This window comes from Streptomyces griseorubiginosus (assembly GCF_017614965.1).
Lineage (GTDB): Bacteria > Actinomycetota > Actinomycetes > Streptomycetales > Streptomycetaceae > Streptomyces > Streptomyces griseorubiginosus_B.
In genome coordinates, this window is the sequence record NZ_WVUG01000713.1 from 1 (window position 1) to 612 (window position 612).

The 612-nt window shown below is 74.3% G+C and carries 2 pseudogenes; both read right to left on the bottom strand.

Annotated elements, in window-relative coordinates:
- Positions 1–190: pseudogene (locus GRC12_RS44900) on the bottom strand (hypothetical protein); the annotation flags it as partial.
- Positions 191–301: 111 nt separating this feature from the next.
- A pseudogene (locus GRC12_RS44905) lies at positions 302–612 on the bottom strand (L-idonate 5-dehydrogenase); the annotation flags it as partial.

Below are 612 nucleotides of genomic sequence, written 5' to 3' on the forward strand. Positions count from 1 at the left end.
GACGGGGGGTCGGGGAGGGCGGTGCCGTACGGGGGCCGTCGGTGACCGTCGGACCGGTGGTCACGATCGAGCTGCCGCCGCCCCCGCCGTCCGGGCTGCCACTCCCGTCACCGCCGAAGGCCGCGACGGCCACCGCCACCGCTCCCGCCACGAGCAGCCCCGAGATACGCATCCCGAGGGAAACCGCCATCACGCCCCCCGACACGGTCCGCCCCCGGAGCTCCCAGGTCCGGGGATCTCCTCATCATGCGGGCGGCCACGCGCCCGGGGAACCCGTATTCGGCTGATCCTTGGGGAATGTTCAGGAAGTCCCGAAGTCCAGCAGCACCTTGCAGGAGCGGCTGCGGTCCGCCGCCAGCGCGAAGGCCGACCCCGCCTCCCGCACCGGGACCACCGCGCTGACCAGCCCGTCGAAGGCGGGCTCGGCCGCGAGCAGCCGCAGCGCCTCGTCGAACTCGGTGTCGAAGCGGAAGGCGCCCCGCAGTTCGATCTCCCGGCTGACGACGAGATTGCCGGCGAACGGAGAGGGCCCCGGCGGCAGCATCCCCAGCTGGACCACGACCCCGCCGCGCCGCACCAGCCGCAGACAGGTGTCCAGCCCCGCCGCCACCC